Below are 20,086 nucleotides of genomic sequence, written 5' to 3' on the forward strand. Positions count from 1 at the left end.
TTGACATTTACGCATTGCCGAGGGCGGTCCTCCGCCATCGGTGTTCGAGAAGGCACGCGCGAAAACGTGCCTGTTCGTCGTCTCGGAGCGTCGTCGGAGCGCCTTGCGGGCTCCTGCGTTCCCTGGAACTCTCCGGTTCCTTATTAAGTCAAGTGTCTTGACTTATTACTTCTTCAACATTCTATTGGAGTCAAGAGGGAATTGCACATGAATGACAGCCGCCCGATCCGGGCCAAGAGCGGCACCAATCACGAAGGCACCAGCGCGCATAATCGGCGCGTGATGATCGATGCCCTGAGGATCAACGGTGCGCTTTCACGCGCTGATCTGGCGCGGGCGACGCGGCTGACCAAACAGACGGTGTCGAATATCATCGAGGAACTCGAGCGCGACGGTCTGGTCAGTTCGCAGGAGGCGGTGAGAAGGGGCAGGGGCCAGCCGTCGACACCCTACGGCCTGGTGCCCGAGGGCGCCTTTGCGATCGGCCTGCAGATCGACCGGCATGTGACGCGGGCGGTCGCCGTCGATCTTGTCGGCAGCGTTCTCGTGCGTGATGAGGCCGGCCTCCCACCAGGCGGTCCGTCGAACGGGACGAAGGTCATCCTCGATCTCGTCGCCAGCGTGCGGTCAAAACTTGCCGGGATCGTCCAGCAGTCGGAAAAGCGGCTGGTCGGTCTCGGCGCCGCCATGCCAGGGCCCTTCGGGGTCGCCGGCAGCGGCGACGATCCGTGGATGATGGAGACCTGGCAGAAATTTCCGTTGTTGGAAACGCTGACTGCCGGCACCGGGCTTGATGTCGGCCTGCAAAACGACGCGGCGGCGGCGGCGACCGCCGAGCGCATGGTGGGAGCCGCCCATGGCCTCGACCATGCCGTCTGCCTCTTCGTCGGTTATGGCATCGGCGCCGGCCTCATTCTGAACGGCGAGCTCTACCGCGGCGCCAACGGCAATGCCGGCGAGATCGGTATGGCACTGTTGTTTGCCGACGGCAAATCGACGCCGCTCGAACATCGCGCTTCGCTCGCCTCGCTCTACCAGCATCTGTCGATCGATCCCGCCGATCCGGGCCTTTATGCACGGATCAACGATCTCGCCTTGAGGGGCGATCAAAGCATCCACGCCTGGGTCGAGGCGGCAGCAGTGGATCTGCGCTGGAGCATCCATCTCCTTGAGACGCTGTTCGATCCGCAGACGGTGATCCTCTGCGGCAGCGCGCCGGAAGCGTTGGTGAACAGGTTGATTGCGGCAATCGGCCCGTTGCTGCCCTCGATCGCCGAGCGTCGTGGCCGGACGCTGCCGCGCCTGCAGCCCGGCATGGCCGATCCTTGGTCGGTGGCGCTTGGTGCTGCCGCCGGACCGATCAGCCGTGCATTCGATCCCCGTTTTGCGGCGATCCTGAAGGATTCCCTTCAATCCTGAGGTCTAAATCCTGAGGTTGCACACCAGTGCAACGGCAAAAATGTCAGCGTTTTGCAAGTTTCGTTGCGGCGGAGCAGGCGAATAACGGCGCTCCGTCGTAATATAAATAAATATTAAATATCCCCTAAGAATCCATTGTTTCGAATATAGGTGTAATTTATTGACTACATGCTGAAGCAATCGGCGAAATTTCTCTAAATATTTCCCCGAGGTTGGCGAATAACGACTGTATGAAGGTTTTATGACAACTGGAGTTCGCTCATTTCATGTCATGTAATATTCATTGGCCGCGGCAATTTGAACCAGCTAATAGGGCGTGCACTGAAAGTGCGCGTCCCTTTTTACGTTCGAGGTTCTCATGCAAGCCAAGCTTCTCGGCGCCGTTGGCGCCCTTCTCGCTACAGCGTTTCTTGCTGGTCCCGCTGCCGCCGCCGATAAGACCAAGATTGACTTCTGGTTCGGTAATTCCGGTGACATTGCAAAGCGTGTCCAGGAGCAGTGCGATCGCTTCAACCAGTCGCAGGCCGACTACGAAGTCGTCTGCACCAGCCAGGGCAGCTACGACGCTTCCCTGCAGAACACCATCGCTGCCTTCCGCGCCGGCAAGCAGCCGACCATCGCCCAGGTCTCCGACGCCGGCACGCTCGACATCATGCTCTCCGGCGCCTACTACCCGGCCAACAAGCTGATGGCCGACATGGGCTACACGGTCGACTGGAACGACTATTTCTCCGGTATCTCCGGTTACTACGCGACCTCGAAGGGCGAGATGTACTCCTTCCCCTTCAACTCCTCGACCGCTCTGCTCTACTGGAACAAGGACGCCTTCGCCAAGATCGGCAAGGATCATGCTCCGGCAACCTGGAAGGAAGCAGGCGAAGACCTCAAGGCTCTGAAGGATGCAGGCTATGCTTGCCCGCTCGGCTTTGACATCTCCAACAACGAAGTCTGGCAGTATATCGAGCAGTTCGAAGCCGTAAACGGCGAAGCGATCGCCACGAAGAAGAACGGCTTTGAAGGTCTCGACGGCGAGCTGGTGTTCAACAAGAACCCGCTTCTCGTCAGCTACGTCAAGGACCTCAAGTCCTGGTACGACAACAAGCTTGCCGTCATCAAGAACAAGGCTGTCGGCCAGACCTTCGTCGAAGCTTTTGCCGCTGGCGATTGCCAGGTCATCCTGACCTCGGTCGGCGACCACGGCAATGTTGGCCGCACCGCCAAGCAGGGCATGAACTGGGGCGTTGCCATGCTCCCGACCTACGGCGACGCAACCCGCCACAGCTCTTATGTCGGCGGCGCTTCGCTCTGGGTTCTGAAGGGTCATTCCGACACTGAATACAAGGCTGCCGCTGCCTTCTTCAACTTCATCGCAAAGCCGGAAGAAGCTCTTACCTGGTCGACCGTTACCGGCTACATCCCGGTTCGTAACTCCGGCTTCGAATATCTGAAGAAGCAGGGCTTCTACGACAAGGCTCCTTATGCCGGCCGCGAACTCGCCATTCAGAGCCTGACCGCTTCCCCGGCTGGCGACGCGGCTCCGCACGGCATCCGCCTCGGTGGCCTGCTGCAGGTCCGCACCGAAATCGCCAATGGTCTGCAGGCAATCTTCGTCAACAATGCCGATGTCCAGGCTTCGCTCGATGGGGCTGCCGAACGCGGCAATACGCTGCTGCGTCGCTTCCAGCAGACCTACAAGAACGTTCAGCTCCCCTAATCGCTTGATATGAGCCGCACCCGGCCCGCGTTTCGCGCGCCGGGTGCGTCTTTGTAAGTTCTTTAGTCGGCCGCGGATGCGAACTCCCCGCCCGCGCCTAAAGCGCGCCGCTCGCGCTTTAGATCATTATTTCGACGCATGTCGTTACCGCAAAACCGCTGCACACTTTTGCTCGACATGCTTTAAACCAAACCAGGACGAAAACGACCACTCATGGAAAAGCGCGTCACTTTCTCCTCAACGACGATCGGACTGCTCTTCGCATTTCCGATGCTGTTGCTGATCTTCGTCTTCTTCTATTGGCCGAGTGCGCAGGCGCTCTATTGGGCGTTCACGCTCGAGCAGCCATGGGGCGGCGGCAATGCCTGGGTCGGTTTCGACAATTTTAGACAGCTGCTCACCGATCCGATCTATTGGGACTCGATCACCCGCAGCACGATCTTTGGCTTCAGCTCGACGGCCATTGCCATGGGGCTGGCGCTCATCCTGGCGCTTTTGACAGATCGTGAACTGCGCGGCCACAAGGTCTACCGGTCCGTCTTCATCTGGCCTTACGCAATTGCCGCTCCCGCTCTTGGCCTCGCCTTCCGCTTCATCCTGGCTCCGGAAGCCGGCCTTCTGTCGGTTATCAACCACGTCTGGCCCGGCCTCTGGAACCCCGCACTCGACGGCAAGGATGCGATGATCGCCGTCATCGTCGCCTTCTCCTGGAAATATATCGGCTACAACTTCATCTTCTTCCTCTCGGCGCTGCAAGGCATTCCGCGCTCGCTGATCGAGGCCGCCGCAATGGATGGTTCGGGGCCGATGCGCCGGATCTGGGATATCCAGCTGCCCCTGCTGACGCCGACGCTGTTCTTCCTGCTCGTCATCAACATCACCGAGAGTTTCCAGGATTCCTTCGGTATCGTCGACGTCATGACGCAGGGCGGCCCGGCGCGCGCCACCGAGCTCATGGTCTACAAGATCTATTTCGACGGCTTCAGAGGTCTCGACTATTCGGGCGCCGCAGCGCAATCCATCATCCTGATGGTGCTCGTCGTCCTTCTTACCATCTTCCAGTTCCGCTTCATCGAGCGGCGCGTGCACTACAAGTGAGGTCGCGGACATGATCGAACGCACGCCGATGTTCAACTTCATCTGCTATACGCTTCTCGCGCTCGGCATGGTGATCGCGCTTCTGCCTTTCGCCATCGTCATCATCGCGTCGACGCTGGATCTGGAGACGGTCAATCGCGTGCCGCTGCCGCTCACTCCGGGCTCGCATTTCTGGGAAAACGCTGAGACGGCCTGGGTTCGCGCCGATCTCGGCAACAAGCTGTTCCACAGCATCATCTTCGCCGCAACGGTCGGCGCCGGCAAAGTCATGCTGTCTTCCATGGCAGCCTTCTCCATCGTCTACTTCCGCTTCCGTGGCCGGTACGTGATTTTCTGGATCATCTTCATCACGCTGATGCTGCCGCTGGAAGTCCGCATCGTGCCGACCTATTCGATTGCGGCCAACGCGCTGCAGCCTTTCCAGACGATCCTCGACTTTACCGGCATAAGCTGGCTCGTTGCACAGATCACCGGCTTCCAGATCAAGCTCGAGTGGGGCCTGCTGAATTCCTATCCCGGTCTCGTTCTGCCGCTGGTCGCGACCGCGACCGGCACCTTCCTTTACCGGCAGTTCTACCTGACGGTTCCCGACGAACTTGCTGAGGCCTCGAAGATGGACGGATCGGGCCCGGTCCGGTTCTTTTGGGATATTCTGCTGCCGCTTTCGCGGCCAAACATGATCGCGCTCTTCACCATCATGTTCGTCTGGGCATGGAACCAGTATCTCTGGCCGCTGCTGATCACCACCGATCCGAAATTCGGCATCGCCGTGACGCAGCTCAAGACCCTCATCCCGTCCGAATTCGGTCTGCCCGACTGGAACGTCGCCATGGCCGGAACCCTGATCATCATGTCGCCGCCATTGATCCTCGTCATTTTGATGCAGCGCTGGTTCGTACGCGGCCTTATCTCCACCGAGAAGTGAAGGAGTATTCCCTTGGCACCGATCTCCATTCGTGGCGTGAAGAAAAACTACGGCAAGAATCCCGTCGTTCACGGCGTCGATCTCGACATCCAGTCCGGCGAGTTCATCGTCATCCTCGGCCCGTCCGGCTGCGGCAAGTCCACCCTGCTGCGCATGATCGCCGGCCTCGAGGAAATCACTGGCGGTGAAATCGCCATTGACGGCCGCGTCGTCAACCAGCTGGAACCGCGCGAGCGCGGCTGCGCCATGGTGTTCCAGAACTATGCGCTCTATCCGCATATGAGCGTTGCCGAGAATATCGGCTACGCATTGAAGGTGGCCGGCGTCTCGAAGGCGGAGCGGAGCCGGCGCATCGGCGAGGTCGCCAAGGCGCTCAGCCTCGAACCCTTCCTCGAACGCCGGCCGGCCGCTCTTTCCGGCGGTCAGCGCCAGCGCGTCGCCATGGGCCGCGCGATGATCCGCGAACCGAAGGTGTTTCTTTTCGACGAACCACTGTCGAACCTCGACGCCAAGCTGCGCATCGCCATGCGCGCCGAAATCCGCCGCTTGCACCGTCGTCTCGGCGCCACTTCGATCTTCGTCACGCATGACCAGACCGAAGCGATGACGCTGGCCGACCGGCTGGTGGTGATGAACGGCGGCAGGGTGGAGCAGGTCGGCACGCCGGAAGAGGTCTATCATCATCCGGTCTCGCGCTTCGTCGCGGGCTTCGTCGGCACGCCGGCGATGAACCTGCTCGAGGGCACGATCAATGACGAGGGCGTCTTCGTCTACGATCAGAGCCGCAAGGTCGTACTGCCGCGCGAACGCGCTGCACCGCTGAAAGGCAAACGCGTCGTACTCGGCATGCGCGCCGAAGCCGCCCGGCTGGTGGCCCCGGATGCGCCCGGCGCCCTCACCGCAACGGCCGATTTCATCGAAGAGCTCGGCGCGAGCCGCGTCGTGCACGCCGATTTCGACGGGCTGCCCTTTGCGGTGGCGCTGACCGAGGCCGTGAAGGTGAAGTCGGGCGATCCGATCGGCATCGCGATCGATTACGACCAGATCCACCTCTATGCCGCCGATACCGGCCGGATCATCGAGAACCCTGTTATGAAAGGCGCAGGCGCCGTCCACGCCTAAAGCGGTCTGCGATGATCCTTGCAGAGCGTTCGGCGGCTGAGGATGTCAGCCGCTTGCTCGAACGTGAATTGCCTATCGGTGGATTGGGTCGATCCACGCGACGTCTTCCGGCTTTTCGACCGGCTCGATGTCGAGATTGACGACGACCGGTTCCTGGCCTGAGCGGACGAGCACGCATTCCAGCGTCTCGTCGCGGCTGGCGTTGATCTCCTGATGCGGCACAAAGGGCGGAACGTAGATGAAGTCGCCGGGGCCGGCCTCGGCAGTATATTCCAGATGCTCGCCCCAGCGCATGCGGGCCCTGCCCTTGACCACGTAGATGATGCTTTCGAGCTCGCCGTGATGATGGGCCCCGGTCTTGGCATTGGCATGGATCGTCACCGCTCCCGCCCAGATCTTCTCGGCGCCGACGCGCGCATTGTTGATCGCCGTCGCGCGGTTCATGCCCGGCGTCTGCGCGGTGTTCGGATCGAGCGAATTGCCGGGAATGACCTTGACGCCATGTTCCCGCCAGTCGACATGATGCTGCTCGTGGTCGTCGCTCATGCCTTGCCTCCAGCTTCGATTTGGTCAGTCTAGGCCGGCGCCGGGCGGCGGCCAAGCGGATTTGCCGCTGGGCTGTCGCCCAATATCTCGGCGCCCCGATAGCTTCTATGCACAAAGGAAAGAACGGACCCGATGAGCCACCTCCCGCAGATCGATTACGACACCGCTTCGGAAGAGGTTCGTGCGGCGCATGACGAGGAAATCAGGCTGCGCGGGCGGATGACCAACATGAAGCGCACGCTGCTGCATTCGCCGGCCGCCCATCGCATCTATGCCGAATGGTTCACGCTACGGGCCGAACTCGACCCCGCGATCAACGACCGGGCGATCTGGATCTTCTCGCATGCGATCTCGAAGGCGGCGCAATCGAAGATCGCCATCACCTTCTTTCGCCGGGCGCTGATCAACAAGGGTTTCAATCCCGACGCGCTGGAGCTTTCCGACGAAGAGGCGCTGCTCGACGCCTTCGGCAAGGCGATCGTCGCCGATTCCAACGCCGTTCCCGCTGAACTCTGGGCAAAGCTGAAAGAGCGCTACGAGACCAAAGTGCTCGTCGATCTCGTCGCCTTCGCCGGCATCATGCTGGCCACCGCCGTCTTCAACAATGTCGTCGAGGTCGATTTCGATCCCGAGCTTGAAGTCTTCGCCGAAGGTGCCAGCTCAGCTTAACCGCCGAGCGAAGCAATCGCGGCCTTGACTGCGCCCACACCGGGCCTGGTCGGCCGGTACTCCAAACCGACGGCGCCGTCATAGCCGTTGGCGAAGATCCAGCCGAGGCGAGGAGCAAGGTCGATGCTGCCGGAACCCGGTTCGTTGCGGCCTGGGTGATCGGCGACATGGACGTGGATGATACGGTCGAGGCGGCCGTTCAGCACCTCTTCGGTACGTTCGTCCATCACTGCGGAATGGTAGATGTCGTAGACGATGCCGATCTCGGGGCGGGCGACGTCATCGATGATGTCGAGGCCTTCTCGGGTCGAATCGAGGAAGTAGCCGACATGGTCGATGCGGGTATTGAGCGGCTCGACGCCGAGGCGGACACCGCTGCCTTTGAGGATATCGGCGCCGGCTCTCAGCGTTTCGGTGACTGCCCGGCGCTGTTCTTCGCGAGTCAAGCCCGGGAGATCGTCACCCGCCTGGGCGATCAGCACCGGCGCGCCAAGACGTTTCGCGACAGCGACGGATTCAGCCAGGCCTCTCAGCCAGGCCTGCCGGTTGGCGGCGTCGGTCAGCGCGATCATCGGTTCGGCGACGAGGCTGGTGACGGCAAGGCCCGTTTCCTTCAGCGCTGCCTCGATCGCGTCCAGATCCTTGTCGGTCCAGCGCCAGAATTCGATCGCCGTCAGCCCGGCCGCATGGGCGTGGCGGATGCGATCGGGAAAGCTGTCGCCTTCTTCGGCAAACAGCCACTCTATGCAGGCTGAATAACGTCGCATGAAAACTCCTCCCAAGTGTTGATGCAGGCATGCGACAGATCGGCGCCTGCCGCAAGAGGTGTTCGGGGCGCTTGACGCCGGGATTCATTGGCGGAACACTCAGCCCATCAGGCCGGAATCTCCGGCCGTTTGCGGAGGAAGACATGGATCTCGGATTGAAGGGAAAAACTGCCGTCATAACAGGTGCATCGGTCGGCATCGGGCTGGCGATCGCCGAGGGGCTGGCGGCTGAGGGCGCCAACCTCGTGCTGGCAGCGCGCGGCGGCGAACGGCTCGAGGCGGAAGCCGCCCGTATCGCCGAGACATACGGGGTCAGCGCCGCCGCTGTTGTCGCCGATGTGGCAACGGTTGCGGGAACCGAGGCGATCATAGCGGCGGCGGCCGAAAAAGGCGGCGCCGATATCCTCATCAACAATGCCGGCACCGGATCGAACGAGACGGTAATGGAGGCACCCGACGAGAAGTGGCAGACCTATTGGGACTTGCATGTGATGGCCGCCGTGCGGCTGGCGCGCGGCATCGCCCCGCAGATGAAGGAGCGCGGCGGCGGTGTGATCCTGCACAACGCCTCGATCTGTGCCGTTCAGCCGCTCTGGTACGAGCCGATCTACAATGTCAGCAAGTCGGCGCTGATGATGTTTTCGAAGACGCTCTCGACCGAACTCATCAAGGACAATATCCGTGTCAACTGCGTCAATGCCGGCCTGATCCTGACGCCCGACTGGATCAAGACCGCCAAACAATTGACGGCCGAAACCGGCGGGAACTGGGAAGGCTACCTGCAGAGCGTTGCCAATGAGCACGCCGCCTCCAAACGCTTCGGCACACCGGAGGAGCTGGCAAATGTCTTCGTCTTCCTGAGTTCGGAGCGCGCGAGCTATTGCATCGGCTCGACCTATTTCGTCGATGGCGGCATGCTGAAGACGATCTGACCGAGACTGCCGGCAGGGCGTGCGGCGGCCGGTCTTTCTCAGGGCTGCCGGGCGTTTCTGTGGACGTTGCCGATACAAGCTATAAATAATAGCTATTTTGTTGTATGTTCACGCTTTTGACGCTATTTGCCTGCTATTGGCAGGATAAATACTGCGATTTCTACAAGGCGACGACGATGCTGACGAAAAAGGGAAAATACGGGCTGAAGGCGCTGGTCGACCTGGCGCGGCTGGCGCCGGGCGAGACTGCCTTCATCAATGACATCGCCGCCCGCAACAATATCCCGAAGAAGTTTCTCGATACCATCCTGCTCGAACTGCGCAATGTCGGCATCCTGCGCTCGAAGAAGGGACCGGGCGGCGGCTATTCTTTGTCACGGCCGGCCTCCGAAATCCGCATCGGCCATGTCATCCGCACGCTCGACGGGCCGTTGGCGCCGATCCGCTGCGCCAGCCGTACGGCTTACGAGGCCTGCGACGACTGTGCCGATCCCGAGACCTGTCAGGTGCGGCGCTCGATGACCGATGTTCGTGACGCGATCGCCGCCATTCTCGACAATATGACCCTCGAGCAGTTCGTCGCCGACGGCGGCCGCATCGAAGGCGCCAAAGAACAATTCCCGATCTCCGCCGCCAGCTGATTAGGCGCCGCCGGCCTTCGATATATATTCGCCTGCGGTGTGCATCAACTTATCCCGCGGCAGCGATAGCGCGTGAATGCGGGCATTGCGCCAATGGCGGTCGAGATTGAGGCCGATGCCGGCCGATGTTTCTCCTGCAAGTTCAAACAGCGCGTTTGCGGTGTCGAGCGCCGTTTCCCCGGCAAGGATTGCGGCGGCCGAGGCGGAAAAATGCGCGTCCACCATCGCTGCCTCCATAGGATTGACCTGGGCAATGTCGAGTTTGCGGCCAGCCCGTTCCAAGGCTGCCGCCGTCGCTTCGATGCGGATGGCGCGCTCGCCGATCCGGGGGAGGATGGTCGCGCTGCGATCGCCAATCGCGGCCATCAGGTCGCTCCATGTGGCCCGCGCGATGCCCAGGCTGACGCCGGCCTTGAGCAGCAGGCCGAGCGAGATGCCGGTCGAATATCCGGAGGAGGGGGCAGGGGCAATCGCATCTGCATTGACGTGAAGCGTGCCGACGATCGCGGTCGCTGATCCATTGGTGCGCTGGCCGAAGCCGTCCCAATCGTCGACCACCTGCACGCCTTCATCATCGCGTGCGAGATAGAGCGTCACCGGGCGGCTGGGCGGGGCGGTGGCAGCAGCGGCGATCCAGTCGGCGAATAGAATACCGGGCGCCTGCCGCGTGCGCCCACTCAGGCGGTAGCCCGGACCTTCGGCGGTAAGCTCGGCCCCATCGGTGAAGGTGGCGGCCGAAAAGCGGTCGCCGAGCAGCACCCGGGCAAACAGCGATGCCTTCAAATCCTCGGCAGCCTGGGTGCGGAGCGTTTCCAGTACGCAAAAGTGATTTTCCAGCGCCTCGCCGATCGAGGCATCGCCCTCGGCGATGATTGCAACGATTTCGGCGAGCAGGGCGTTCGACACGTCGAGCCCTTCATGGTCAGGCGGTACGGCGATTGCCGTCAGCCCGGATACCGACAGCGCATCAAGCTCGGCAAAGGGCAGGATGCGGTTGATATCGCGCTCGCTCGCCTGACGCCGGAATGCGGCGGCGAGATCGCGGGCCGTGGATATTGCCTCCTCTTCGCTTTCGATGCGATGCGCGGGAGGCCTCAGGCTCTCATGAAATTGCGATACCGTTCCCATCGGTCACTCTTTTCTCTATGGATTTAGGAGTGAGGGATTGCCCCTCGAATGATAAGGCCGGTTTTTCTACAAAACCCGTGTGCTTTGAATTTTCTTACCAGCTTGATTGCCCTGTTCTCCACGCTACTTACGGTGAAGTGGGGCTTTCTTAATCGAGAAATATGATGAGCGACTCTCGTGCTCGCAACAGCGAGGTTTCGAAAATGGCGCGCCAGCCGAGACCGCGTCTGACGCTGGATATTGCCGCTATCCCAACCTATGCGATCGGCGATATTCACGGTCGCTACGATCTGCTTGTGAAAGCCGAGGCGGCGATCCTGCGCGATGGCGGGCAGTTGCCCGGGCGTAAGCTGATCGTCACGCTCGGCGACTATATCGACCGCGGCCCGGAATCGTCACAGGTCATCGACCATCTCATGGAGCCACCGCCGGATGGATTCGACCGCATCTGCCTTGCCGGCAATCACGAAGTCGCCATGCTCGACTATATCGACGGCTGGATCTCCTATGACGATTGGATGCAGATGGGGTCAGCGGAGCTGCTCAAATCCTATGGCCTCGATCCGGAGCACCTGCCGCTGGTCTTCCCCACTGGCGCGAAGCTCGATGCCTTCATCCGGCAGTCGCTGCCGCGTACGCATATCGATTTCATGCGGGCGATGCCTGTCCTGCTGGAAACCCCAAGCGTGATTTTCGTGCATGCCGGCATCAATCCGAAACTGCCGCTCGACAGGCAGACGGACGAGGATCTGGTCCTCATCCGCCAGCGGTTTCTCGAAAGCCGGGTGCCGCTACCAAAACTCGTCGTTCACGGCCATACGCCGAACGACGAACCCGATATACGGCCGAGGCGGCTCAATATCGATACGCGCGCTTATCGCAGCGGCAGACTCACCGTCGCCCGCTTCTGGCAGGGCAAGGTGCATCTGTTTTCGACCTGACTTCCGTTTCCTCAACCGGGTGGGATCGTCTCAGACGACCCCTTCCTCGACCGGCTCTGTCTTCGCTGGCTCTACAGTGGCCGGCCGCTTGCGGCGCCAGCCGCGCAGCACGACGTAGAAGACTGGCGTCAGGAACAGGCCGAAGATCGTCACACCGAGCATGCCCGAAAAGACGGCGGTGCCGAGCGACTGGCGCATTTCGGCGCCGGGGCCGGTGGCGATGGCAAGCGGCAGAACGCCGAAGATGAAGGCGAATGCCGTCATCAGGATCGGGCGCAGGCGAAGATGGCTGGCCTCGATGGCCGCCTCCACCGGCGACTTGCCCTCGTCTTCCGCTTGCCTGGCGAACTCGACGATCAGAATGGCGTTCTTGGCCGCAAGGCCGATCAGAACGATCAGGCCGATCTGCGTCAGGACATTGTTGTCCATTCCCCTCAGAGAGACCCCGATCAATGCCGCGAGCACCGCAAGCGGGACGATGAGAATGATCGCCAGGGGCAGAACCCAGCTTTCATATTGTGCCGCCAGCGCCAGGAAGACGAAGACGACGGACAGGGCGAAGATGTAGATGGCAGTGTTGCCGGTGTGGGTTTCCTGATAGGCGAGTTCCGTCCATTCGAAGGTCGTTCCCTGCGGCAGGATCTTCGCCGCCAGCGCTTCCATCTTGGCGATGGCATCGCCTGTCGACGTGCCCGGCGTCGGATTGCCCTGAAGCGGCACCGAGACATACATGTTGTAGCGCTGGACAAGCGCCGGGCCGCTGGCATCCTGGATGTCCATCAAGGTTCCAAGCGGAACCAGCGCGCCGGTCGCCGACCGGACCTTCAGGGCGAGGATGTCTTCCCGGTCCATGCGGTATTGCCGATCGGCCTGGGCGCGAACCTGGTAGACGCGGCCGAACGCATTGAAATCGTTCACATAGGCGACGCCGAGATTGATGGAAAGGGCGTTGAAGATATTGGGGATCGGCACATTCAGGAAACGCGCCTTGTCGCGGTCGATCGCCAGGAAATATTGCGGGCTTGCATCGGAGAATGTCGTAAAGACGCCGGTCAGCCCCTCGGTCGTTGCCGCCGCACCCATCATCTGCCGGGCGAGGCCGAGCACGCGCGTCATGTCGGCGTTCTCGAGATCGGAAATCTGCATCTTGAAGCCGCCGGAATTGCCGACGCCACGCACGGATGGCGGCGGGATGGCAATGATGAAGGCTTCCTGGATGCTTTGCAGCTTTCCGTAAAGCTCGCCGATGATCTTGTTGGCATTCTCCCCGCCTTCTTCACGTTCGGCAAAGGATTTGAACGGGACGAAGACGACGCCGGCATTCGAGGCATTGGTGAACGTCGCCCCGCTGAAGCCGGCAAATTGCACGGCATTGCCGACGCCGGGCACGGTGCGGGCGATATCGCCCACCTGTTTGACGACGGCATCGGTACGCGCGAGCGAGGCGCCGTCCGGTAGCTGTATGACGATGATGGCGTAACCCTGGTCCATGGTCGGGATAAAGCCCGCGGGAACTTTCGTGCCCATGTACCAGGTCGCTCCGAGCAGGCAGGCGAAGGTGACCATCGCGGCTGTCAACCCAATCCAGCTGCTGACCAGATGCCGAACGGTCCATGAATAGCCGGAACTCAGCCGATCGAATCCATGGTTGAAGCCGTTTGCAAGCCCCCTTCCCACACGGGATGCGACATTCATGCGTTTGGTTTCATGGTCATGGGTTTTCAGCAATATGCCTGCGAGCGCGGGCGACAGTGTGAGCGAATTCAATGCGGAAATTGCAGTGGTGACGGAGATGGTGACCGCGAACTGCCTGTAGAACTGGCCAGAGATGCCTGGAATGAAGGCTGTCGGCACGAACACGGCGATCAGCACCAGCGAGATGGCGACGACGGCGGTTCCGACTTCGTCCATCGTGACGTGAGACGCCTGCTTCGGCGTCATGCCGCGTGCCAGATTGCGCTCGACGTTTTCCACCACCACGATCGCGTCATCGACTACGATACCGATCGCCAGTACGAGACCGAACAGGGTGAGCATGTTGAGCGAGAAGCCAAAGGCGAGCAGGACGGCGAAGGTGCCGATCAGCGATACCGGGATGGCAATGATCGGAATGATCGCGGTTCGCCAGGATTGCAGGAAGACAAGAACGACGATTGCCACCAGGATGGCCGCTTCTGCAATGGTTCTATAGACCTCGGTGATCGAATCCGAGATGAATTCGGTCGTGTCGTAGACGATACGATATTCCAGACCCGGCGGGAAATTCTGGGATATGTCCTTCATGAGCGTCTGGACTTGATGGGCCGTGTCCAGGGCGTTGGTTCCCGGCCGGGCGAAGATGCCGAGAGCAACTGCGGGATCGTTGTTGAGATAACTGTTGGTGACGTAATCCTGTGCGCCGAGTTCGATCCGGGCGACATCCTGCAACTGCACGAGCCGCCCCGATGTCGTCGATTTCACAATGACATATCGGAACTCGCGCACGTCGGAGAAGCGGCCATCCGTTCGCACCGTATATTCGAATGCATTCTTGCCGGTGACGGGTGGGGCACCGATCTTGCCGCCTGATACCTGGACGTTCTGATCTCTCAACGCGGAGACGACGTCATCGGATGTCATCCCGTAAGCGGAGAGCTTTTCCGGATCCAGCCAGATTCGCATCGAATACTGGCGCTCGCCAAAGATCTGCACGTCGCCGACGCCGTCAAGGCGCACGAGAACGTCGCGGATGCGGTTGCGGGCGTAGTTCGAGACGTAAAGCTGGTCATAGCGGTGCGATGGCGAAAGCAGGTGCACCACCATCATCAGATCCGGCGAGCTTTTGTCGGTGGTCACGCCAAGCCGCTGGACTTCCTCGGGAAGACGGGGAAGGGCGATGGAAACGCGGTTCTGGACGAGCACCTGGACCTTGTCGAGATCGGTGCCGAGCTTGAAGGTGATCGTCAGCGACATGGCGCCGTCGGCGCTGGAGTAGGAAGACATATAAAGCATGTCTTCGACGCCGTTGATCTGTTGTTCGAGCGGCGTCGAAACGGTATCGGCGATCGTCTGCGGGTCGGCACCCGGATAAGAGGTGCGCACGACGATGGTCGGCGGCGCTATCTCCGGATACTGCGATACCGGCAATTGCGTATAGGCAATGCCGCCGACGACGAGAAGAAGGATCGAGATCACGGCCGCAAAGATCGGCCGGTCCACGAAAAAATGAGCAAATCTCATTGTCCGCTCTCCGCGCCGGCGGTTTCGGGCGCAGTGTCCTGCCGCTCCTGCGGCAGTTCGGTCATCTGAGGCGTGATCTTTGCACCCGGCCGGGCGCGCATAAGGCCGTTGACGATGATCGTCTCGGTGCCGTCAAGGCCCTCGCGTATGACACGGTAGCCGTAGAGCCGCGGTCCGGGTCTCACCGGCTTGGTCGAAACCGTGCCGTCTGTCCCGACGACATAAACGACGCGCTCATTCTGGTCCGAGCCGATGGCCTCGTCGGGGACGAGAATGGCCTGGTAGGTGTTGGAGGCTTCGACCTGTATGCGACCGAAAAGGCCGGGCTGGAGGACGAGATCGGGGTTGGGGAAGCGGGCACGGAGACGAATGGTGCCACTCTCATTGTCGACCCGGTTCTCGGCGAAATCGAGCTTTCCCTTGAATGGTTTGGCACTGGGATCCGAGATGATGACGGACACATCCAGTCCGCCGCCGCCCTGCTGGAGATCCTTGCCCAGTTTGCGCGCCGTGTCGGCGAAATTCAGCAGGCGGCGCTCATCGACGTCGAAATAGAAATCGATCGGGTCGAGCGAAACGATCGTCGTCAACACAGTCTGGTCGGTCTGCACGAGGTTGCCGGCCGAGATCAGCCGGCGGTCGATGCGGCCGCTGAGCGGCGCCTTGATCTCGGTATATTCCATGTCGAGAGAGGCGCGATCGGCTGCGGCCTGCGCGCCGCGGACATTGGCCTCGGCCGAATCGAATTCCCGGCGGCGATCATCCAGCGTCTGCGCCGACTGGCTGCCGCTCGCAGCAAGCGATTGCGCGCGTTTATATTGCGCATCGGCAAAGACCAGGGCGGATTGCGACGATTCGAGTGTCGCTTTTGCCTGATTGAGCGCGGTTACGAACGGTCGCTGATCGATAACGAAGAGCAGGTCGCCCTGCTTGACCAATGCGCCGTCCTGGAAATGGATTTCCTGCAGGTAACCACCGACGCGCGAGCGAACGGAGACTTCGTCGACCGGCTCGAAACGGCCGATGAACTCGTCGCTGTCGACGACATCGCGAACGACCGGCTTGGCGACGGTGACGGGCGGGGGCGGTGGGGCGCTCTGGGCCAGCGCGGGGAGAGGCATGAATGCGGCAATATAGCCAAGCACCACCATCTGTCGAAGCGCGTAAGTCATACCGGTCCTCCAATCTCGACGGCCGATTCACTGCCGCCAACCTCAAGATGAAGTGATGCTGTTCAGGTCTTGCTGCTTTGAACGAGGGCCTCTGCCCCCATGATTCCCCCGGCGTTCAATCCCTTGGAAAAGGAAGGCCGGCACGCAATGCACATCAGAAAAATCGTAACCCTATGGAATTGGACTATAAACGGCAGCGGCGAAAAATTGCAAATGCCAATTGGTAACGATTCCGCAATCCATCAAAACGTTAGAGGGGACATCAGCTCTCGACGATCTCGTCTCTGCCGGGTGGGAGAGCGGCGAGTTCGGCCCAGTCGAGCTCCTGAGAAACTGAAAGATATCGATCTCGTCGGCGCGGCGCATCGGACGGCGAAAGGGAGGAGCCACAGGATATGCTTGACCGGTCTGCGGCATTTTAGCCGCTGCCGTTGAATCTGCCGTCCATGCCCTTGTGCGACGCGCATGCTCAATATATCTACCGATATTATAAGTATGCTTATAAATAACGGCACAGGTTTTCATGAACGCCACTCCCACCCTCGGTTTCCTTCTCCACGACGTCGCACGGCTGCTGCGCAAGCGGTTCGAGCAGCGCGCGAAGTGCCTTGGGCTGACCCGGTCGCAATGGCAGACGCTTGCCTATCTCTCGAATAACGAAGGCATCCATCAAGGTGGCCTTGCCGAAATCCTCGAAGTCGAGCCGATCACGCTGGTGCGCATTCTCGACAAGCTCGCCGAACGCGGGCTGATCGAGCGCCGCCAGCACCCGACCGACCGACGCATCTGGCTTCTCTACATGCGCGACGAGGCGCACCCGCTGCTCGCCGAAATGCGCGAGCTCGGCGACACCACCCGTGCGGAAGCGTTGCAAGGCGTCTCGGCCGAGCAGCGCGAGCAGCTTTTCCACATCCTATCCGTAATGAAGACGAACCTGGTTCAGGCATGCCGGAGCCCGGTTGATGAGAATGAGACGAACGATGGCTGATCAATCCCCCCTCCGCGTCGTTGCCGACGCCAGTGCCAAGAACCCTGTCGAAGAAAACCAAGAGAAACAGCAGGAAACGGTAGCCGAAGCGCCTTCATCCAATTCAGCGCCGGCTGCCGCCGTGGCTGCGCCTGGCGGCAACAAGGTCCGCCGCCGGCGCAGTCTCACGCGGCCGATCCTGTTTGCCTTGCTGCCGGTGGCGCTCGTCGTCGGCGGTTATTATTACGTCAATGGCGGCCAGGTGATGTCGACGGACAACGCCTATATCCAGGCCGACATGGTCGGGCTTACCACCGATGTCTCGGGTATCGTCGACCAGATCAACGTGCATGAGAACGAGGCCGTCAAGGCGGGGCAGGTGCTCTTCAGCCTGCGGTCGGATTCTTTCAAGATTGCGCTCGATGGCGCCAAGGCGCAGCTCGGCGCGCAGCGCAACCAGATCATGAATCTCAAGGCCAGCTATCAGCAGTCGCTTGCCGAGATCACCCAGGCGCAAGCCGACCTGCCCTATTATCAGGATCAGTTTGACCGGCAGCAAAACCTCGTCAACAACGGCAGCGCGACGCAGTCGGCCTATGACGAAGCCAAGCACAATCTGGAAGCCGCGCAGCAGAAGGTTGCCGTCGCCAAGGCGGAAGCCGCAACGACACTCGCCCAGCTCGGCGGCAATGCCGACCAGCCGGTCGAGGAAAACCCGCTCTACCTGCAGGCCAAGTCGCAGGTCGACAATGCCCAGCGCGAACTCGACCACAGCGTCGTCAAGGCGCCATTCGACGGCATCGTCACCAATGTCAACGCGCTGCAGGTCGGTTCCTACCTGCAGGCTTCGCAGCAGGCCTTCTCGCTTGTTGCCACCGACCATTTGTGGATCGCCGCCAGCCCGAAGGAAACTGAACTCACCTACGTCAAGCCCGGCCAGACGGCCGAGATCTATATCGACACCTATCCCGGCGTGACATGGAAGGGCAAGGTTGAGAGCATCAGCCCGGCCTCCGGCTCCAGCTTCTCGCTGCTGCCGGCGCAAAACACTACGGGCAACTGGGTGAAGGTCGTCCAGCGCATTCCGATGCGCGTCAGCATCGAGGACACCGAGGGCAAGCCGCCTCTGCGCGTCGGCATGAGCACGGTGGTCGATGTCGAGACCGGCCATGCCCGCGGCCTGCCTGATTTCGTCAACAAGCTTCTGGGTCGGCCTCAGGGCAAGGATCATGAGTAACGCTTCTGCTTCTCCGGCGACGCCGATTGCCAATCGCGGTGCGATCACGGCTTGCGTCATTCTCGCCGTCATCATGCAGGCGCTGGACACGACGATCGCCAACGTCGCGCTGCCCTATATCCAGGGCAGCGTGTCGGCCTCTGCCGACCAGATCAACTGGGTGCTGACTTCCTATATCGTCGCGGCGGCAATCATGACGCCGCCGTCGGGCTTCCTCGCCGCCAAGTTCGGCCGCAAACGCGTGCTGCTCGTCGCCATCGCCGGCTTTGTGGCGGCCTCCGTTCTCTGCGGCCTGGCGCAATCGCTGAACCAGATCGTCGCCTTCCGCCTGCTGCAGGGCCTGTTCGGGGCATCGCTGGTGCCGCTTTCCCAGGGCATCCTCCTCGACATCTATACGGTCGAGGAGCGCGGCTCGGCCATGGCCCTTTTCGGCGTCTCGGTCATGGTCGGGCCGGTGCTTGGGCCCGTCATCGGCGGCTGGCTGACCGACAATATCAGCTGGCGCTGGGTATTTTATATCAACGTGCCGATCGGCGCGCTCGCCTTCATGGGCATCGTCGTCTTCGTCACCGAGACCAAGAGGGATCTGCTCGCCAAACTGGACTGGTTCGGCTTCGGGATGATGAGCCTCGGTATTGCCGCGCTGCAGCTCTTTCTCGACCGCGGCGAGCAGCTCGACTGGTTCTCCTCGGGCGAGATCGTCGTCGAGGCGCTGATTTGCGCTGCCGCCTTCTATCTGCTGGTCGTGCATACGCTGACCGCGGAGAAATCCTTCGTGAACCCGAAGCTGTTCCTCGACCAGAACTTCTCGATCAGCATGATCTTCATCTTTGTGATCGGCATTACCTATCTCGCCTCGCTGGCGCTGATGACGCCCTATCTGCAGACGCTGATGGGCTATCCCGTCATCACCGCCGGCATCGTCATGGGGCCGCGCGGGCTCGGCACCATGCTCTGCATGTTCATCGTCGGGCGGCTGGTCGGCAAGGTCGATACGCGCGCGTTGCTGGCGCTCGGCTTGGGGCTCACCGCATGGGCGATGTATGACATGACCGGCTGGACACCCGACGTCTCGCAATGGACGATCGTCTCGGTCGGCTTCATCCAGGGCGCCGGTCTCGGCTTTCTGTTCGTGCCGCTGACTACGATCGCTTTTTCCACGCTGCCCGCCCATATGCGCGGCGACGGCACCGGTCTCTACAACTTGTCGCGAAACATCGGCTCGGCGGTCGGCATCTCGATCGTCTCGGCGCTGATCGTCGAGAACACGCAGAGCAATCATGAATCGATCGCGGCCTATGTGACGCCGTTCAATCACGCTTTCAATGCGGTGGCTGCGCAGGGGCTCAGCCCGGTGACTGCGGCCGGCCGCGCCTCGCTCAACGAGGTCATCACGCTGCAAGCGACGATCATTGCCTATATGGACGATTTCAAGCTGCTGATGCTGATGTCGCTTGCAGTCATCCCGCTGGTGCTATTGCTACGCAAACCGAAGGCAGCACCTGCCGTCGACCACAGCGCCGTGATGGAATGAACTCCAGGCGTTGCCGCAATTCCGGACGGAAAACTGCGTCGCGCTTTTCGGCATC

17 protein-coding genes are annotated in these 20,086 nt (G+C 61.1%); 12 read left to right on the forward strand and 5 right to left on the reverse strand.

All coding sequences use genetic code 11. The annotated features are described in order from the left end of the window. Window positions 1–207 precede the first annotated feature (207 nt). From BS629_RS15225 to BS629_RS15245, 5 genes are all read left to right on the forward strand, one after another. Entirely contained in the window at window positions 208–1,419 is a 1,212-nt protein-coding gene (locus BS629_RS15225) for an ROK family transcriptional regulator (RefSeq protein ID WP_018243351.1), read from the forward strand. A 358-nt stretch (window positions 1,420–1,777) separates the two neighbouring features. Further along, on the forward strand, window positions 1,778–3,133 hold the full coding sequence (locus BS629_RS15230) for an extracellular solute-binding protein (RefSeq protein ID WP_018243350.1): 1,356 nt from the start codon (window positions 1,778–1,780) through the stop codon (window positions 3,131–3,133). Between the two features lie 213 nt (window positions 3,134–3,346). Beyond that, entirely contained in the window at window positions 3,347–4,231 is an 885-nt protein-coding gene (locus BS629_RS15235; protein WP_018243349.1) for a carbohydrate ABC transporter permease, read from the forward strand. A 10-nt stretch (window positions 4,232–4,241) separates the two neighbouring features. Continuing rightward, a complete protein-coding gene (locus BS629_RS15240) occupies window positions 4,242–5,156 on the forward strand; it encodes an ABC transporter permease subunit (RefSeq protein WP_018243348.1) in 915 nt (304 codons plus the stop codon). A gap of 12 nt (window positions 5,157–5,168) precedes the next feature. Next, window positions 5,169–6,278, forward strand: coding sequence for a sn-glycerol-3-phosphate import ATP-binding protein UgpC (locus tag BS629_RS15245; protein WP_018243347.1), 1,110 nt, complete (start codon window positions 5,169–5,171; stop codon window positions 6,276–6,278). A 72-nt stretch (window positions 6,279–6,350) separates the two neighbouring features. Here BS629_RS15245 and BS629_RS15250 read toward each other — a convergent pair whose 3' ends face one another. Next, window positions 6,351–6,824: a cupin domain-containing protein gene (locus BS629_RS15250; RefSeq protein ID WP_018243346.1), complete on the reverse strand. Its 474-nt coding sequence runs from the start codon at window positions 6,822–6,824 to the stop codon at window positions 6,351–6,353. Between the two features lie 132 nt (window positions 6,825–6,956). Between BS629_RS15250 and BS629_RS15255 the strand changes: the two genes are divergently transcribed. Next, window positions 6,957–7,493: a carboxymuconolactone decarboxylase family protein gene (locus BS629_RS15255; RefSeq protein ID WP_018243345.1), complete on the forward strand. Its 537-nt coding sequence runs from the start codon at window positions 6,957–6,959 to the stop codon at window positions 7,491–7,493. Here the strand turns inward: BS629_RS15255 and BS629_RS15260 are convergent. After that, window positions 7,490–8,260 carry a TIM barrel protein gene (locus BS629_RS15260; protein WP_018243344.1) on the reverse strand — a complete coding sequence of 257 codons (771 nt, stop codon included), beginning with the start codon at window positions 8,258–8,260 and terminating at the stop codon, window positions 7,490–7,492. The genes BS629_RS15255 and BS629_RS15260 overlap by 4 nt on opposite strands. Window positions 8,261–8,403: 143 nt before the next feature. On the opposite strand from BS629_RS15260, the gene BS629_RS15265 reads away from it, so the two are divergent. Beyond that, window positions 8,404–9,192 carry an SDR family NAD(P)-dependent oxidoreductase gene (locus BS629_RS15265; RefSeq protein WP_018243343.1) on the forward strand — a complete coding sequence of 263 codons (789 nt, stop codon included), beginning with the start codon at window positions 8,404–8,406 and terminating at the stop codon, window positions 9,190–9,192. Between the two features lie 176 nt (window positions 9,193–9,368). Next, complete coding sequence (locus BS629_RS15270) at window positions 9,369–9,833, forward strand: RrF2 family transcriptional regulator (RefSeq protein ID WP_026188508.1); 465 nt, start codon at window positions 9,369–9,371, stop codon at window positions 9,831–9,833. Here the strand turns inward: BS629_RS15270 and BS629_RS15275 are convergent, their stop codons facing one another. After that, entirely contained in the window at window positions 9,834–10,961 is a 1,128-nt protein-coding gene (locus BS629_RS15275) for a monooxygenase (protein ID WP_018243341.1), read from the reverse strand. Between the two features lie 164 nt (window positions 10,962–11,125). On the opposite strand from BS629_RS15275, the gene BS629_RS15280 reads away from it, so the two are divergent. Further along, window positions 11,126–11,902 carry a metallophosphoesterase family protein gene (locus BS629_RS15280; RefSeq protein ID WP_018243340.1) on the forward strand — a complete coding sequence of 259 codons (777 nt, stop codon included), beginning with the start codon at window positions 11,126–11,128 and terminating at the stop codon, window positions 11,900–11,902. A 30-nt stretch (window positions 11,903–11,932) separates the two neighbouring features. Here the strand turns inward: BS629_RS15280 and BS629_RS15285 are convergent, their stop codons facing one another. After that, entirely contained in the window at window positions 11,933–15,121 is a 3,189-nt protein-coding gene (locus tag BS629_RS15285; protein ID WP_018243339.1) for an efflux RND transporter permease subunit, read from the reverse strand. Next, window positions 15,118–16,293, reverse strand: a complete 1,176-nt coding sequence (locus BS629_RS15290; RefSeq protein WP_018243338.1) for an efflux RND transporter periplasmic adaptor subunit — start codon at window positions 16,291–16,293, stop codon at window positions 15,118–15,120. The genes BS629_RS15285 and BS629_RS15290 overlap by 4 nt, the downstream gene beginning before the upstream one ends. A 523-nt stretch (window positions 16,294–16,816) precedes the next feature. Between BS629_RS15290 and BS629_RS15300 the strand changes: the two genes are divergently transcribed. From BS629_RS15300 to BS629_RS15310, 3 genes are read left to right on the forward strand one after another with little or no spacing between them, the layout of a single operon-like run. After that, complete coding sequence (locus BS629_RS15300) at window positions 16,817–17,281, forward strand: MarR family winged helix-turn-helix transcriptional regulator (protein ID WP_003542422.1); 465 nt, start codon at window positions 16,817–16,819, stop codon at window positions 17,279–17,281. Beyond that, complete coding sequence (locus tag BS629_RS15305; protein WP_018243337.1) at window positions 17,274–18,497, forward strand: HlyD family secretion protein; 1,224 nt, start codon at window positions 17,274–17,276, stop codon at window positions 18,495–18,497. The genes BS629_RS15300 and BS629_RS15305 overlap by 8 nt, the downstream gene beginning before the upstream one ends. Further along, on the forward strand, window positions 18,490–20,031 hold the full coding sequence (locus tag BS629_RS15310) for a DHA2 family efflux MFS transporter permease subunit (protein WP_018243336.1): 1,542 nt from the start codon (window positions 18,490–18,492) through the stop codon (window positions 20,029–20,031). Before BS629_RS15305 ends, BS629_RS15310 begins: the two co-directional genes overlap by 8 nt. The last annotated feature ends 55 nt before the right edge of the window (window positions 20,032–20,086 follow it).

The sequence above is a fragment of the Rhizobium leguminosarum bv. viciae USDA 2370 genome (genome assembly GCF_002008365.1).
GTDB lineage: Bacteria > Pseudomonadota > Alphaproteobacteria > Rhizobiales > Rhizobiaceae > Rhizobium > Rhizobium leguminosarum.

Excerpts from the sequence above, each read along its gene's own strand:
- BS629_RS15225 (WP_018243351.1), top strand. The coding sequence starts at position 208 with ATGAATGACAGCCGCCCGATCCGGGCCAAGAGCGGCACCAATCACGAA.
- BS629_RS15230 (WP_018243350.1), top strand. The coding sequence starts at position 1,778 with ATGCAAGCCAAGCTTCTCGGCGCCGTTGGCGCCCTTCTCGCTACAGCG.
- BS629_RS15235 (WP_018243349.1), top strand. The coding sequence starts at position 3,347 with ATGGAAAAGCGCGTCACTTTCTCCTCAACGACGATCGGACTGCTCTTC.
- BS629_RS15240 (WP_018243348.1), top strand. The coding sequence starts at position 4,242 with ATGATCGAACGCACGCCGATGTTCAACTTCATCTGCTATACGCTTCTC.
- BS629_RS15250 (WP_018243346.1), bottom strand. The coding sequence starts at position 6,824 with ATGAGCGACGACCACGAGCAGCATCATGTCGACTGGCGGGAACATGGC.
- BS629_RS15255 (WP_018243345.1), top strand. The coding sequence starts at position 6,957 with ATGAGCCACCTCCCGCAGATCGATTACGACACCGCTTCGGAAGAGGTT.
- BS629_RS15260 (WP_018243344.1), bottom strand. The coding sequence starts at position 8,260 with ATGCGACGTTATTCAGCCTGCATAGAGTGGCTGTTTGCCGAAGAAGGC.
- BS629_RS15265 (WP_018243343.1), top strand. The coding sequence starts at position 8,404 with ATGGATCTCGGATTGAAGGGAAAAACTGCCGTCATAACAGGTGCATCG.
- BS629_RS15270 (WP_026188508.1), top strand. The coding sequence starts at position 9,369 with ATGCTGACGAAAAAGGGAAAATACGGGCTGAAGGCGCTGGTCGACCTG.
- BS629_RS15275 (WP_018243341.1), bottom strand. The coding sequence starts at position 10,961 with ATGGGAACGGTATCGCAATTTCATGAGAGCCTGAGGCCTCCCGCGCAT.
- BS629_RS15280 (WP_018243340.1), top strand. The coding sequence starts at position 11,126 with ATGAGCGACTCTCGTGCTCGCAACAGCGAGGTTTCGAAAATGGCGCGC.
- BS629_RS15285 (WP_018243339.1), bottom strand. The coding sequence starts at position 15,121 with ATGAGATTTGCTCATTTTTTCGTGGACCGGCCGATCTTTGCGGCCGTG.
- BS629_RS15290 (WP_018243338.1), bottom strand. The coding sequence starts at position 16,293 with ATGACTTACGCGCTTCGACAGATGGTGGTGCTTGGCTATATTGCCGCA.
- BS629_RS15300 (WP_003542422.1), top strand. The coding sequence starts at position 16,817 with ATGAACGCCACTCCCACCCTCGGTTTCCTTCTCCACGACGTCGCACGG.
- BS629_RS15305 (WP_018243337.1), top strand. The coding sequence starts at position 17,274 with ATGGCTGATCAATCCCCCCTCCGCGTCGTTGCCGACGCCAGTGCCAAG.
- BS629_RS15310 (WP_018243336.1), top strand. The coding sequence starts at position 18,490 with ATGAGTAACGCTTCTGCTTCTCCGGCGACGCCGATTGCCAATCGCGGT.